At 65.3% G+C, this 13,650-nt stretch carries 17 protein-coding genes and 1 tRNA gene; 12 read left to right on the top strand and 6 right to left on the bottom strand.

Going from position 1 to position 13,650, the window contains the following annotated elements; genetic code table 11:
• Positions 1-83: 83 nt before the first annotated feature.
• The 8 genes from VF617_RS07725 to VF617_RS07690 all read left to right on the top strand — a co-directional run bounded on the left by VF617_RS07725 (position 84) and on the right by VF617_RS07690 (position 5,794).
• Entirely contained in the window at positions 84-1,088 is a 1,005-nt protein-coding gene (locus tag VF617_RS07725) for a YjgN family protein (protein ID WP_331014291.1), read from the top strand.
• A gap of 59 nt (positions 1,089-1,147) precedes the next feature.
• Positions 1,148-2,221 carry a M48 family metallopeptidase gene (locus tag VF617_RS07720; protein WP_331014290.1) on the top strand — a complete coding sequence of 358 codons (1,074 nt, stop codon included), beginning with the start codon at positions 1,148-1,150 and terminating at the stop codon, positions 2,219-2,221.
• Between the two features lie 72 nt (positions 2,222-2,293).
• The gene (locus VF617_RS07715; protein WP_331014289.1) at positions 2,294-3,043 is read left to right on the top strand and encodes an alpha/beta hydrolase; all 750 of its coding nucleotides are present in this window, start codon (positions 2,294-2,296) and stop codon (positions 3,041-3,043) included.
• A complete protein-coding gene (locus tag VF617_RS07710; protein WP_331014288.1) occupies positions 3,019-3,759 on the top strand; it encodes a tetratricopeptide repeat protein in 741 nt (246 codons plus the stop codon). The genes VF617_RS07715 and VF617_RS07710 overlap by 25 nt, the downstream gene beginning before the upstream one ends.
• A gap of 51 nt (positions 3,760-3,810) precedes the next feature.
• Positions 3,811-4,224, top strand: a complete 414-nt coding sequence (locus VF617_RS07705; protein ID WP_331014287.1) for a VOC family protein — start codon at positions 3,811-3,813, stop codon at positions 4,222-4,224.
• Positions 4,224-4,958: a hydroxyacylglutathione hydrolase gene (gene gloB, locus VF617_RS07700; RefSeq protein WP_331014286.1), complete on the top strand. Its 735-nt coding sequence runs from the start codon at positions 4,224-4,226 to the stop codon at positions 4,956-4,958. The genes VF617_RS07705 and gloB overlap by 1 nt, the downstream gene beginning before the upstream one ends.
• Positions 4,959-4,991: 33 nt before the next feature.
• Positions 4,992-5,381 carry a hypothetical protein gene (locus VF617_RS07695; protein WP_331014285.1) on the top strand — a complete coding sequence of 130 codons (390 nt, stop codon included), beginning with the start codon at positions 4,992-4,994 and terminating at the stop codon, positions 5,379-5,381.
• Between the two features lie 11 nt (positions 5,382-5,392).
• Positions 5,393-5,794 (top strand): DUF6491 family protein, encoded by a 402-nt coding sequence (locus VF617_RS07690; RefSeq protein WP_331014284.1) that lies wholly within the window; start codon positions 5,393-5,395, stop codon positions 5,792-5,794.
• 4 nt (positions 5,795-5,798) lie between these two features.
• Here the strand turns inward: VF617_RS07690 and hslU are convergent, their stop codons facing one another.
• A complete protein-coding gene (gene hslU, locus VF617_RS07685) occupies positions 5,799-7,091 on the bottom strand; it encodes an ATP-dependent protease ATPase subunit HslU (protein WP_331014283.1) in 1,293 nt (430 codons plus the stop codon).
• Between the two features lie 159 nt (positions 7,092-7,250).
• Positions 7,251-7,805, bottom strand: a complete 555-nt coding sequence (gene hslV / locus VF617_RS07680) for an ATP-dependent protease subunit HslV (RefSeq protein WP_331014282.1) — start codon at positions 7,803-7,805, stop codon at positions 7,251-7,253.
• 97 nt (positions 7,806-7,902) lie between these two features.
• Between hslV and VF617_RS07675 the strand changes: the two genes are divergently transcribed.
• From VF617_RS07675 to VF617_RS07665, 3 genes are all read left to right on the top strand, one after another.
• The gene (locus VF617_RS07675) at positions 7,903-9,096 is read left to right on the top strand and encodes a glycosyltransferase (RefSeq protein WP_331014281.1); all 1,194 of its coding nucleotides are present in this window, start codon (positions 7,903-7,905) and stop codon (positions 9,094-9,096) included.
• A 19-nt stretch (positions 9,097-9,115) separates the two neighbouring features.
• Entirely contained in the window at positions 9,116-9,553 is a 438-nt protein-coding gene (locus VF617_RS07670; protein ID WP_331014280.1) for a hypothetical protein, read from the top strand.
• Positions 9,554-9,639: 86 nt separating this feature from the next.
• Complete coding sequence (locus tag VF617_RS07665) at positions 9,640-9,789, top strand: hypothetical protein (RefSeq protein WP_331014279.1); 150 nt, start codon at positions 9,640-9,642, stop codon at positions 9,787-9,789.
• Positions 9,790-10,007: 218 nt separating this feature from the next.
• Here the strand turns inward: VF617_RS07665 and VF617_RS07660 are convergent, their stop codons facing one another.
• Genes VF617_RS07660 through yajC form a run of 4 tightly spaced genes read right to left on the bottom strand, consistent with a single transcriptional unit; the run spans position 10,008 to position 13,316 of the window.
• Positions 10,008-10,379, bottom strand: a complete 372-nt coding sequence (locus VF617_RS07660) for an Mth938-like domain-containing protein (protein WP_331014278.1) — start codon at positions 10,377-10,379, stop codon at positions 10,008-10,010.
• Positions 10,380-10,393: 14 nt separating this feature from the next.
• Complete coding sequence (gene secF, locus VF617_RS07655; protein ID WP_331014277.1) at positions 10,394-11,362, bottom strand: protein translocase subunit SecF; 969 nt, start codon at positions 11,360-11,362, stop codon at positions 10,394-10,396.
• Positions 11,363-11,373: 11 nt separating this feature from the next.
• On the bottom strand, positions 11,374-12,972 hold the full coding sequence (gene secD / locus VF617_RS07650; protein ID WP_331014276.1) for a protein translocase subunit SecD: 1,599 nt from the start codon (positions 12,970-12,972) through the stop codon (positions 11,374-11,376).
• Positions 12,972-13,316, bottom strand: a complete 345-nt coding sequence (gene yajC / locus VF617_RS07645; RefSeq protein WP_331014275.1) for a preprotein translocase subunit YajC — start codon at positions 13,314-13,316, stop codon at positions 12,972-12,974. The genes secD and yajC overlap by 1 nt, the downstream gene beginning before the upstream one ends.
• A gap of 141 nt (positions 13,317-13,457) precedes the next feature.
• Between yajC and VF617_RS07640 the strand changes: the two genes are divergently transcribed.
• Positions 13,458-13,534 (top strand) — tRNA-Pro (locus VF617_RS07640).
• The last annotated feature ends 116 nt before the right edge of the window (positions 13,535-13,650 follow it).

Genomic DNA, 13,650 nt, shown 5'->3' with positions numbered 1-13,650 from the left:
CAGGCGAAGTCATTGCGGAAACATAATAATTCTTGACGGCGACCCCCGCGCTTTGGTCAGATGGGCGCGGGGGAGAAATATTCATGGAAGAGCAGGCTTCGGGCGCACGCGCCTTCGAATTTCACGGCACATGGCGTGAATTCGCACCGATCGCTTTCACCAATTTGCTTCTGACGATCGTCACTCTGGGAATCTATAGTTTCTGGGCACGGACCCGCGAGCGGCAATATCTGTGGAGCAACACCCGCTTCATCGACGATAGGCTGGAATGGACCGGGACGGGCGGGGAATTGCTGATCGGCTATCTGATCGCAATCGTCATGTTCGGAGTGCCGCTGGGCGCGTTGAATTTCCTTGTGCAGGCATTGGCGATGCAGGGGCATGACGGCGGGGCGGCGCTGCTGCTGATCGCGATCTACCTGTTCGTCTTCCTGCTGCTTGGCGTCGCGGTGTTCCGCGCGCTGCGATACCGGCTGAGCCGCACTTTCTGGCACGGCATCCGCGGCGGCAGCGACGACCAGGGTTTGGCTTACGGGATCTCCCATTTGTGGCGCACGATCGTGGGCAGCATGGCGGCGGGGCTGATGGTGCCCTGGGCGATGACGCGCCTGTGGAACCAGCGCTGGAATTCGATGAGTTTCGGCCCCCACCAATTCACGTCGAACGCCGATTGGCGGCCGATCATGGGACGCTATCTGCTCTATTATCTCGTGCCGATCGTGTTCGTGGTGGGTGGAGTCGCGCTAGGCGTGATTTTTGGGTCGGCGGATGCGGGGGGCACGCGCGAAGAAGTGATGCGGTCCGTGATGTTTGCGGCGGTGATCGGCTATTTCGTATTCTTCGTGGTGCTCGGGCTGATCGCAGTGCTCTTCTACGCGGCATATTTCCGCGAAGTGGTAGGGAATCTCTCGCTCGCCGATCTCGACTTCAAGTTCGAGGCCCGGTCGATCGACTGGATCAAGCTGTTTGTCGGGACTTTTTTCCTTGGTGGCATGCACGCTGGGGATCGGCCTGATCTTCGTGGGATACCGCAACTGGTCGTTCTTCATCCGGCACATGAACGGTTTCGGCACGCTCGACCTCGATAGCTTCACGCAATCGGCCACGCGCACGCCGGGTCAGGGCGAGGGCCTGCTCGACGCATTCGATGTCGGCGCGATCTGAGATGCGCGTTCCGGTCTGGCATTATGACGGGCAGAGCGGAGTGCGGCAGGCGCGCGATCTGGTGCGGGCGGCGCAGGGCTTCTTTCTGGAGGGCGAAAGCGGCGGGACCGGGCCGTTCGCCTTTGCCGACCTGATCCCCCACGGCGAGATCGGGGGCCATGCGCAATATGGGCTGCGAAAGGCGCCCGGCTGGCGGATCGGGCTGACGGAAGCGCCGCCGCCGGAGATCGCGGAGCTGTTGCCTTCCGCCAGGGGCTATGGACGGTTGATCGACCGGGTCGGGCTCTGGCCCGCGGTGGGAGGGTTCATGGTGCTATCGGCGGCCGCGCTCTGGCTGCTGATCACGACACCGCCCATGCTGGTGCGGATGATCCCGGAATCGGCGGAGAAGAAATGGGGCGCCGCGATGATGGGCGACTTCGGGGGACGGACGTGCACCGCGGCTGGCGGCCGCGCCGCGCTTGCCAAGCTATCCCAGCGGCTTGGCGCGAAGGACATGGACATTCGCGTCGTGGATATTCCGATCGTCAACGCAGTCACGCTGCCCGGCGGGCACATATTGCTGTTCAGCGGGCTGCTAAACGAGGCCGGATCGGCGGACGAAGTGGCAGGCGTGCTGGCGCATGAAATGGGGCATGTGCGCAACCGCGACGTGCTCGAATCGCTGGTTCGCCAGCTCGGCCTCAGCATGGTGCTGTCGGGCGCCGACGGCAATGTCGGCGGCTATACCAGCGCCTTGCTATCGGCGAGCTATTCGCGCGCCACGGAGGGACGGGCCGACGGATTCGCGCTCGCCCGGCTGCAGGAAACCGCGATCTCCACCAGCCCGACCGCAGCATTCTTCCGCCGCCTGTCAAAAACGGAGGCCAGCCTGGGGAAGGCGGAGACGCTGCTGGGCTATGTTTCGAGCCATCCGCTATCCTCCGATCGCGAGCGGCTGTTCGAGCAGGGTGCGAAGCCCGGGGCGACGGCCTCGCTCGAGCCTGGCGAATGGGCCGCCCTCCAGTCGATATGCAGCGAGCGTGCAGCGCCGGAGGAGCGGGGGTTCCGCTTCTGAAGCAGTGGCGGCTGGCGTTTGTCCAGCCAGGTGCCGCTTCCACGCAGGTGCAATAGATTCTAGATGAGCGCGATGGCCGAGATCCTTCAAACCCCCGAGCGGCCGACGCTCGCTTTCCAACACACGCCCGGCGATGGTCCTACGGTGATCTTCCTGTGCGGCTATGCGTCCGACATGCAGGGCGCCAAGGCCCTGCACCTGGAGGTCTGGGCGAAGGGACAGGGCAGGGCGTTCCTGCGCTTCGATTATGCCGGGTGCGGCGAGAGCGGGGGCGATTTCGAGAGCGAGACGCTGGTGACGTGGCGCGACGATGCGCTGCGGATGATCGATCATGTAGAGGGGCCGGTGGTGCTGGTCGGCTCGTCGATGGGCGGGTGGGTGATGCTGCTCGCCGCGAAGGAACGGCCCGACCGCATCATGGGAATGGTGGGGATCGCGGCGGCGCCCGATTTTACCGATTGGGGCTTCACGATGGAGGACAAGCTGAAGCTGCTCCAGGAAGGGCGGCTGGAGAAGGCATCGGACTATTCGGATGCGCCGACAGTGACCACGCGCGGATTCTGGGCATCGGGCGAGGCGAACCGGATGATGGTTCGCCCGATCGGCTTCGACGGGCCGGTGCGGCTGTTGCAGGGGCAGAAGGACAAGGAAGTGCCGTGGCAGCGCGCGGGCGCGCTGGCCGAGCTGTTTCATTCAGACGCGGTGCAGACGGTGCTGGTCAAGGACGGGGACCACCGGCTTTCGCGCGATCAGGATCTGGCGCTGATCCTCCGCGCGCTCGAGGATGTGATTGCCCTATGTTCTTCCCCTTCCTCATCCTGATCTCGCAGGACGTGCCGGCTCCGGCCGAGCCGCCGCGCTTTGCCCAATGCATGGACCTGGCGACCGGCGATCCCGCCCAGGGCCTGGCCAATGCGACCAAATGGCGCAGCGAGGGCGGCGGCGCGCTGGCGCGGCAATGCGAGGGCGTTGCCTATGCCAACCAGGGCCGCTGGGCTTCGGCGGCAGCAGCTTTCGAGCAAGCGGCGCGCGACGCCGAGCTGGCCAAAAGCCCCAAGGTCGCGGATTACCACGTGCAATCGGGCAATGCCTGGCTGGCGGCGGGAGAAGCGGGCAAGGCGCGAGCTGCGTTCGACGCGGCGCTGGTGACGGGCACGCTTGCCGGGCTGGCGCTGGGCGAAGCGCATCTAGACCGCGCCCGCGCGCTCATGCTCGCCGGCGACAGTGAGCCTGCACGCAGCGATATCGACAAGGCGCTGGAGAATGCGCCGGGGGACCCGCTCGCTTGGCTGCTCTCCGCGACGCTGGCGCGGCGCACGGGCGACCTGAAGCGCGCGGCGTCGGATATCGCGGAGGCGCTCAAGCGATCGCCCGACGATGCGATGGTGCAGCTGGAGGCGGGCAGCATTGCCGCCGCGGCGGGCGACGAGGCCAATGCGCGGACGGCCTGGAACCGCGTGATCGAGCTCTCACCCGGGAGCCCCGCGGCGGAAAGCGCGCGAAAGGCGCTCGCGCAGTTCGCGGTGGCGGAGAAGTGAACGTGCTTCCCTGCCTTGCGGTGAGGGGAGTTAGAAGCCTATCTCCACCCCATGAAATATCTCCATACCATGATCCGCGTGAGCGACCCCGAGGCGACGGTCGCGTTCTTCGAATTGCTGGGCCTCAAGGAGGTTCACCGCAAGGATAGCGAGAAGGGGCGCTTCACGCTGATCTTCATGGCCGCGCCCGGAGACGAGAAGGCCCAGATCGAGCTGACGCATAATTGGGACCCGGAGGATTATGGCAGCGCGCGCAATTTCGGGCATATCGCCTATCGTGTCGATGATATCTACGCGACTTGCCGGCGGCTGATGGACGGCGGCGTGACGATCAACCGGCCGCCGCGCGACGGGCACATGGCCTTTGTCCGCACGCCCGACAATATCTCGATCGAAATCCTCCAGGAAGGCCATCTGCCGCCCCAGGAACCGTGGATTTCGATGCCCAATATCGGCGAATGGTAATGGCCGGGCTGGAGATCGTCCGCATTCCCGTGCTCAGCGACAATTATGTATGGCTCGTCCATGACCCTGTCAGCGCCGAGACGATGGTGGTTGACCCCGCCGTGGCGGAGCCGGTGCTCGCTGAGGCTGAGGCGCGCGGCTGGAAGATCGGGGCGATCTGGAACACGCATTGGCACCCCGATCACACCGGCGGGAATGCAGCGATCAAGGCTGCGACCGGCGCGCAGGTGATCGCGCCCGCGGCCGAGGCTGCGCGAATCCCCACCGCCGACCGGCTGGTGCGCGAAAGCGAGGAAGTGCGGCTGGGCGCACATGCCGCGATCGTCATGGAAGTGCCGGCGCATACCGCGGGGCATATCGCTTACCATTTCGCGGGCGACTCGGTGGCGTTCGTCGGCGACACGCTGTTCGCGATGGGGTGCGGCCGGCTGTTCGAGGGGACGGCGGAGCAGATGTTCTCGAACATGCAGCGGCTGGCGGCCTTGCCGGACGATACCATGGTCTATTGCGCGCACGAATATACCCAGTCGAACGGGCGCTATGCGCTGGTAGCGGAGCCGGATAACGACGCGATCCGGGCGCGAATGGCCGATGTGGACGCGGCGCGGCTGGCGGGGGTGGCGACCGTGCCCACCACGATCGGGCAGGAACGCGCGACCAATCCGTTCATGCGGGCGCAAACCTCTGAAATTCTTGCGGAAAGACGCGCGGCGAAGGATGCATTTCGGGGCTGATGCGTTATATTGAGCGGGGGCGTGGAGAATATGATGATCCGTCTTGCTGTTTCCGCCGCGCTGCTGCTGATCGCCGGCGGCGCCACCGCCCAAAACCGCCCGGGGCCGAACAGCCAGGCCAGGCTGGATATGAAGCTTGCCGGATGGACCGCCGGGCCGCCGCAGAAATGCGTGCGCCGGACCCAGGTCAATGAAATTCGAAGCTATGAAAAGACGATCCTCTACATGGCCGGGCGCAAGCGCGCCTATCGCAACGATGTGGTGGGGAACTGCCCGGGGCTTGCACGGGGCGATATCGTCGTGGTCCAGACGCTTCGCGGCGACCGCTATTGCGACGGAGATTTCGTGCAGACGCGTGCGCCTAGCGGAGGCATGATCACCGGAAGCTGCTCGCTGGGGGCCTTCGTGCCCTACACGCGATAAGGAGAGACCGCATGCGGATCGGAGCAATTTTGGGCGCAATCGCGCTGGCGGGATGCGCGGCGGCGAGCGCCGACAGCCAGAGCGGGCGGCAGGCGAAGACCGAGCGCGAACTCGCCGAGGCGCTCAAAGGGCGCGTCGCGGGCAAGCCGCAGAGCTGCATCAGCGCTACGGGCGCGGACGGGCCGCGGGTGATCGACCAGCGCACCCTATTATATCGCGACGGGCGCCGCATCTGGCGCAACGATTTGCCCGCCAACTGCCCGGGCCTGGACGATGACGATCTGCTGATCGTCGAGATCCACGGATCGCAGATATGCCGGCACGACCGCTTCCGCGCGAACCCGCGCGGATCGGTCGTGCCGGGGCCTTATTGCACGCTGGGATCGTTCACGCCGTATACCAAGCCGCGCTGAAGCTTCACAGCACGTAGCGGCTGAGATCGTTGTTGCGCGCGATGGCCGAGAGCTGGCCGTCGACATAAGCGGCATCGATGGTGATCCCGGCGCCCTTGCGGTCCTCGGCTTCGAAGCTGACTTCCTCCAGCAGCTTTTCCATGACGGTCTGGAGTCGGCGCGCGCCGATATTCTCGAGTTCGGAATTCACTTCCGCCGCGATCCTGGCGACGGCGCGGATGCCCTCCGGCGTGAAGTCGATCGTCACCCCTTCGGTGCCGAGCAGGGCGGCATATTGCTGCACCAGGCTCGCCTTGGTGTCTGACAGGATCGCGACGAAATCCTCCTCGGTGAGCGCCTGAAGCTCGACGCGAATGGGCAGGCGGCCCTGAAGCTCGGGGAGCAGGTCGCTGGGCTTGGCGACATGGAATGCGCCGCTGGCGATGAAGAGAATGTGATCGGTCTTCATCGGCCCGTATTTGGTGGCGACGGTGGTGCCCTCGATCAGGGGCAGCAAGTCGCGCTGGACGCCTTCGCGGGACACGGAACCGCCCCGCACGTCCGAGACCGCGATCTTGTCGATCTCGTCGAGGAAGACGATGCCGTTGGCTTCCGCGTCCGCCAGAGCGACGCGGCTGACTTCGTCCTGGTCGAGGCGCTTGTCGGCTTCTTCCTCGACCAGCTTCTCCCATGCCGAGCGGACATTGAGCTTGCGGCGCTTGAGCGGGGTGCCGGTCAGTCCCTTCATCATCTCGCCGAGATTGATCATCTGCGGCGCGCCGCCCGGAATGTCGAACGGCATGGCCGAGGCCTGCTCGATCTCGATTTCGATCTCGGTATTGTCGAGCACGCCATCGTGGAAGCGCTGCTTGAAGGCTTCGCGCGTGGCGGTGGAGCTGTCCTTGCCAGTGAGCGCATCGAGCAGGCGCGCCATCGCGGCTTCCTCCGCCTTGTCCTTGACGGCGACGCGACGGCGCTCCTTTTCGAGGCGCACGGCTTCCTCGACCAGGTCGCGGGCGATCTGCTCGACGTCGCGCCCGACATAGCCGACCTCGGTGAATTTGGTCGCCTCGACCTTGACGAAGGGCGCGTCGGCGAGCTTGGCGAGGCGGCGGCTGATCTCGGTCTTGCCGCAGCCGGTGGGCCCGATCATCAGGATGTTCTTGGGCGTCACTTCGTCGCGCAGGTCGACCGAGAGCTGCTGGCGGCGCCAGCGGTTGCGTAGCGCGACGGCGACGGCCTTTTTGGCATCTTTCTGGCCGATGATGTGCGAGTCGAGCGCGGCTACGATGGTCTTGGGGGTCAGGTTATCGTTCATTCTCTAACTCTTTCCCCTCCCTGTAAGGGAGGGGTTAGGGGTGGGTTGCGGCGGGCGGGGCTCGATGCCCCGACCGGCGCTTGTTTGAGAGGACAGGTGCTCGCTTCGCTCGCGACCCACCCCCAGCCCCTCCCTTACAGGGAGGGGAGCAAAAATCGGTCAGGTAGCGCTGTCCATCGTCTCAACCGTCAGCCGGTCGTTGGTGAACACGCAGAGTTCCGCCGCTATTCCCATGGCCTTGCGGGCAAGCGTCTCGGCATCGGCTTCGTAATCGACGAGCGCCCGGGCCGCGGCCAGTGCGAAATTGCCGCCCGATCCGATCGCCGCGACTCCGCCTTCGGGCTCCAGCACGTCGCCATTGCCGGTGACCACTAGAGTCACGTCCTTGTCGGCGACGATGAGCATCGCTTCCAGATTGCGGAGATATTTGTCGGTGCGCCAATCCTTGGCGAGCTCGACTGCGGCGCGCAGGAGTTGCCCCTGGTGACGCTCGAGCTTGGCCTCCAGCCGCTCGAAAAGCGTGAAGGCGTCCGCGGTGGCGCCGGCAAAGCCCGCGATGACCTTGCCGTCGCCAAGGGGCCGCACCTTGCGGGCGTTGGGCTTCATCACGGTGTTGCCGGCCGAAACCTGGCCGTCACCGGCGATCACCACCTTGCCCGATTTGCGCACGGAGAGAATAGTCGTGCCGTGCCACGCGTTGCTGTTCCCGCTCATGACGCGCGATATGGGGAAGCAAGGCGCGTGGTGCAAACCCACTGCCGCCAAGGACGCAAGCGCGCGATTAACCAACCCGCGCTATAGCTGCGAGCCTATGCTCCGCGTGCTCGTCCTCTCGACCCTCTTTCCCGACTTGTATCGGCCCAATTTCGGCATCTTCGTCGAGCGCCAGACGCTGTCGCTCGCGAAGCGCGCGGATGTCCAAGTGCGCGTCGCGGCCCCGCGCGGAGTTCCGCCCTGGCCGCTGAGCCTGCTGTCCCGCTATCGCAAGCTTGCTACACTTCCCTCGCGTGAGAACTGGAAGGGGCTGGAGGTTCATCGCCCGGCATTTCTCAATATTCCGGCGAGCGGGGGCCGCTTTCACGCCCGGGCGCTGACTCGCGCACTGACGCCGATGCTGGAGTCGATCCACCGCGACTTTCCCTTCGACATGATCGCGGCCGAATTCTTCTTTCCCGATGGGGTCGCCGCAGTCGAGCTTGGCCGCCGGCTGGGCGTACCCGTGTCGATCAAGGCTCGCGGTTCGGACGTGCATCGTTGGGGTCGCAATCCCGTCACCGGCCCGCAGGTGCTCGCCGCGGGGCGCACCGCCGACGGGATGATCGCAGTGAGCGAGGGAATGCGCGACGACATGATCGCGCTCGGTATGCCGGGCGAACGGATCGAGGCTGTTGTCACCGGAGTCGATCTGGAGCGATTTGCTCCGCGTGATCGGACCGAGGCCAAGGCCTCCCTCGGCATCGCGGGGCCATTGGTGCTGTCGGTCGGCGCGCTTATCCCGCTCAAGGGGCACGACATTGTCCTGCGTGCGATCGCCGCGATGCCGGGCGTGACGCTGTGCATCGCGGGCGAGGGGCCGGATCGCAAGCGGCTGGCGGACCTGATCGACAAGCTTGGCATCGCGGACCGAGTTCGCCTGCTGGGCAATGTCCCGCCCGCGGAAGTGGCGAGCTATCTCGCCGCGGCAGACGCAATGGCGCTGGCTTCGGAGCGCGAGGGGCTGGCCAATGCCTGGCTCGAAGCACTGGCGAGCGGAACACCGATCGTGATCCCCGATGTGGGCGGCGCGCGGCAGGTGGTCCGCAGCGACGTGGCCGGGCGCATCGTTGCGCGCACGCCCGAAGCCTTCGCCGCGGCTCTGCGCGAACTGCTGGCGAATCCCGGCCGCGCGGGGGCCGTCCGCGCCACCGTCGAGCCCTTCACCTGGGAGGCGAACAGCGCGCGATTGCACGATTATTTCGAGCATCTGGTCAGCGCCTATCGATTGCGGCTAGGCTGTGACAATTGACACGCGCAGGAGACCGGCAATGGCCAAGGACAAGAAAGACGGCAAGGGCAGTGCCGCTGCGCTGCCCAAGAGCATTGCGGGGGCGAAGCTGCCCAAGGACATCCGCAAGAAGCTGACCGAGCTGGCGCAGCACCCCGCCGTCGCGGACTTGATCGCCGCCGGGCTCGTCGCGCTCGCGGCGAAGATCAAGAAGGAGCCGGAGGCGCAGAAGGAAGTGGCCAAGGTACGCGGCAAGGCGGTCGAAGTCGTGACCCAGGCCGTGGCCGGAGTGGCCGAGGCGATCGCCAAGCCCGCCGGTGCGGCCCCGGCGGCGAAGCGCGTCCGCACGCCCGCGGCCAAGACTCCTGCAAAGCCCGCAGCTCAGCCCAAGGCCTCGGCGAAGACGAAGGCTGCGGCAAAGCCCAAGGCTCCGGCCAAGCCGCGCGCATCCGCCAAGGCTCCCAAGCCGGCCAAGTGACGGGCTAAGAAGGACTGCAATCGGACCGCGGGTGGCTGAAACTCGCGGGCGTCTCCACCGTTGAAACTCCAGAAGGAGCAACAGCGATGGCGGACCCCGATACCGGAACCAGCGACAAGAATATCTCGACCGAGCATCAGGAGGAAGGCGATGCTCGCCGTCCCTCCGACCTGCTCGACCGCGACCGAACCGCCGCAAGCGAGGACGATGGCGCGGAGAAGATCGGCCGCGGCTAGCGTTTCGTTTATACGACTGCCCCGCGCCGGTCGGGGTCCAGTATCGATTGAGCTTATTGGGCCCCAGATCGTGTCGATCGGCGCTCCGCCGGGGAGACTATTCGGCCCGTCGCAAGCGCTTCGCTGCCGAGGCCTTGGCCTGCGATTCCGCAGCTCAATCAGGTCCCCCTGCGCCAGGCATCTCTCCCGTCTGGGGCGATCCTATCGCAGGAGCCGCCTCAGTCCAGCGGATAGAGCGCTGCGGCAATCCAGCGCAGCTCGGCGCGCAGCACGCCCCAGGCGCGGGCGGCGGCGCGGCTGTCCATCGCTTCCAGGCCGATGCCGCGTGCTTGGAGCGCCTTGACCAATGCAGGCGGCGGACGGCGCATCGTGGCGCCAGTGCCGAGCAGCACGAATTCGGGCGGGGGATCAAGGGCGAGCAGCGGCGTGAGGTCCGTTTCGGCCAGCGCTTCGAGCGACGGCGGCGACCAGCCATCGGCGCGCTCGGGGCTGATCAGCAGCCCCTCATAAACGCCGCCGTCCACCTTGAACCCGCGCCCCGAAAAGCCGGTGATCACCGGCCCTTCGGCGCTGCGGCGGTTCATTTCCATTCAATGCCGTCCCTTCAGGGAATCTCGCGGGGGGCGACCCGCTCGCCCTCGGGGCCAGCCGCCGCCGGCTTCTGGACGAAGCTGTCGGGCTGGAGGCGCAGCCACAACAGGATCGCCGCCGAGACATAGACCGACGAGAAGGTGCCGATGACGATGCCGAGCAGCATGGCCGCCGTGAAGCCGAAGATCACCTCCGGCCCGAGCAGCAGCAGGATCGCCAGCACGATGCCGATCGAAAGGCTGGTAACCACGGTGCGCGACAGCGTTTCGTTGACCGAAAGATCGAGCAGCGCCGGCATTTCCATCTTGCGGTATTTGCGCATGTTCTCGCGGATACGATCATAGACCACGATCGTGTCGTTGAGCGAATAGCCGATGATCGTAAGGATCGCAGCGACGATGTTGAGGTCGAATTCGAGCTGGGTCAGTGCGAAGAATCCCAGCGTCAGCGCGACATCGTGAAACAGCGCGAACAGCGCGCCGACCGCGAAATGCCATTCGAAGCGGAACCAGATATAGGCGGTGATGCCCAGCATCGCGAGCACCAGGGCGATGATCCCCGTGCGGAACAGCTCGTTCGAGACCTTGCCCGAGACGCTCTCGACGCCGGTCACGCGCGCGCCGGGAACCCCGCCTTCGATCACGCCGCGCATCTTGGTCGCGGCGACTTCGGCGGCGGATTCATCCCCCTCGGGAAGCGGGGTACGGATACCGATTTCGGTGGGGCCGCCATATTCCTGAATCGTCAGGTCGTTGAACCCGAGCGTGCTCATCTTCGCGCGAATCTGCTCGATCGGCACCGGCCGGTCGAGATGGACCCGGATCGTCTGGCCGCCGACAAAGTCGATGCCCAGATTGAAGCCGCGCACCACGCACAGGGCGATCGACGCGATGATGAGCAGGATCGAGAACCCCATCGCGATGTTCCGGTATTTCAGGAACGGGATGTTCGTGTCGTCAGGGACAAGCTTGAGCGGAAACATAGGCTTCGGCCTCAGATCTGGATGGTCTTGGGACGATCGCGCTTCAGCCAGTCCGCGACGAGCAGACGCGTGAAGGTGACGCCGGTGAAGACCGAAGTGACGATGCCGATGGCCAGCACGACGGCGAACCCGCGGATCGGGCCGGAGCCGAAGGTGAACATGATCACGGCGGAGATCACGTTGGTGATGTTGGCGTCGAAGATCGCGCGGCTCGCTTCCTTATAGCCGAATTCCACCGAGGAGATCACGTTGCGGTTACGCATCCGGTGTTCCTCGCGGATGCGCTCGTTGATGAGCACGTTGGCGTCCACCGCGGCGCCGATCGTCAGCACGAATCCCGCGATGCCGGGCAGCGTGAGTGTCGAATTGAACAGCGCCATGATGCCCAGGATCATCCCGGCATTCACCAGCAGCGCCAGCGTCGTGTAAACGCCGAAGCGGGCATAGGTGATCACCATGAAGAAGATCAGCGCCAAGGTGCCGACGATCCCGGCAAGCACGCCCCTGTCGATCGAATCCTTGCCGAGTTCGGCGGAGACGGTGCGTTCCTCGACCACCTTGAGCGTCACCGGCAATTTGCCCGAACGCAGCGAAACCGCGAGTTCGTTGGCGCTCTGGACGGTGAATCCGCCCGAGATCGTCGCGCTCCCGCCCAGGATCGGTTCGTTGATGTTGGGCGCGGAGATGACCTTGTTGTCCACGATGATCGCGAACGGCTTGCCCGAATTCTCCTGCGTCACCTTGGCGAAACGCCGCGATCCCATGCCGTCCAGCTGGATCGCCACGCGCGGCTGCCCGGTTTGCGGATCGTAATCCTGCGTGGCGTTGACCAGCATGTCGCCGGTGATCATCGCGGTGCGGAACACGGCGATCTGGCCGCCTCCCTCCTGCATCGGCAGCACCTGGCTGCCGGGGGGAACCTGGCCCTCCGCGATCATCTGGGGCGTAACACTAATGTCCACCAGCTTGAATTCCAGCATGGCGGTCGTGCCCAGAAGTTTCTTCAGCGACTGCGGATCCTTGAGACCCGGGACTTCGACGACGATGCGGTTCGCGCCCTGACGGACAACGGTCGGTTCGCGGGTCCCGAATTCGTTGATGCGGCGATCGACGACTTCGCGCGCGTCGTTCATCGCCGTCTCGATCGCCTCCGCAAGCCCTGCCTGGGTCGGCCGCAGCACGAAGCGAGTCGAATCGACCACGGAGATGTCCCAGACGCGCTGGCCGGTCAGGCCCGCGCCGCTGCCGGCGATTTCCAGCAGCCGCTCGCGCGCCGCATCGACCTTCGAAGGATCGCGAACCATGAAGCTGAGCTGGCCGCCCTGGACCGAGATGTCGCCGACTTCGATGCGCGGATCGCGGCGCATCACCGAGCGGACCTGCTCGCGCATCGCATCGACGCGCGCGGCGGCGACTTCCGCGGTGTTGGCCTCCAGCAGCAGATAGCTGCCGCCGGCCAGATCGAGCCCGAGATTGATGACAGGCTGGGGGACCCAGCTAGGCCAGCTCTTGCGGTAATTTTCAGGGATGAAGCTTGGGATCGAAAGCGCGATGCACACCACGATGGTCGTGATTACCGCCCAGACTTTCCAGCGGGGAAAATCGAGCATCAGTCGTTCGCGGGCTTGGCCGACCCGGAAGGCGTGACGCTCTGCAGCGTCGCCTTCACTGCCCGCACCTTCACGTTGGGGCCCAGTTCCAGCTCGACTTCATTGTCGCTGACCTTGGTCACCTTGCCGATCAATCCGCCGCCGGTGACGACCTGGTCGCCCTTCTTGACCGAATTGACCGAATTCTGGAGATCCTTCATCCGCTTCTGCTGCGGGCGGATCATCAGGAAATAGAAGACCACGAAGATCAGGACGAGCGGCATCAGCGAGACGATCGCGCCCATGGCGCCTCCGCCCTGTGCGGCCGCGCCGGTGGCTTGTGCATATGCTGGGGTGGCGAACATGGCTTCCCGAATGGCTGGAGAGAGAAGCGAAAAAATCGCTCCGTTCAAGCGGCGCGCGCTAACATGCGTTCAACGCCCGCGCAACTATTGTCGCGGCTGCTTGCATCCCTGCCCCAAGCGGCATAGAGGGCGCGTCCTGGTCGGGGCGTAGCGCAGCCTGGTAGCGCATCACACTGGGGGTGTGGGGGTCGCAGGTTCGAATCCTGTCGCCCCGACCAATAGAGATCAATGGCTTGCGTCATTTGAAACCATCCCCTTTCTCGGTCAGGTGCGCATTTTACGCGCTGGCGTGCCAGGTGACCCGCCGGCAGCCATGCCCACTCATGTTCCTACA

Origin of the sequence: Sphingomonas sp., from assembly GCF_036388215.1 — a bacterium.
Taxonomy (GTDB): Bacteria; Pseudomonadota; Alphaproteobacteria; order Sphingomonadales; family Sphingomonadaceae; genus Sphingomonas.
The sequence above is the reverse complement of the archived record's forward strand: the minus strand, read 5'-3'. Positions and strand labels throughout refer to the sequence as shown.